General features: G+C 66.2%; 1 protein-coding gene. It reads right to left on the minus strand.

Features of this window, described 5'->3' with window-relative positions:
• Window positions 1–300: acyltransferase domain-containing protein (locus E1295_RS48400; RefSeq protein ID WP_281284822.1), on the minus strand; the 300-nt coding region annotated here is incomplete at its 3' end.
• Between the last annotated feature and the right edge of the window lie 5 nt (window positions 301–305).

The raw sequence follows: 305 nt of genomic DNA on the forward strand, positions 1-305 counted from the left end.
CGCGAACCGCACCGCCCCACGCACATGCTCAACCCAATAGGCAGGGTCGGTCAGCTGACCCGCCTCAGCCAGACGACCCGTCACATTCGAAACGATCGCCAGACTCGGCTCCTGGAAGGCGATCCCGTCAATCGCCTGCGCGAACTCGGCCAGCATCGGCTCCATCAACGGCGAATGAAAAGCATGCGACACCCGCAACCGCCGAGTACGCACCTGGGCCTGAGCCTCGATCTCCGCGACCGCCGCCTCATCACCCGACACCACCACCGCAGCCGGACCGTTCACCGCCGCGATCCCCACCCGAT

The organism is Nonomuraea mesophila, assembly GCF_004352805.1.
GTDB classification, from domain to species: Bacteria; Actinomycetota; Actinomycetes; order Streptosporangiales; family Streptosporangiaceae; genus Nonomuraea; species Nonomuraea longispora.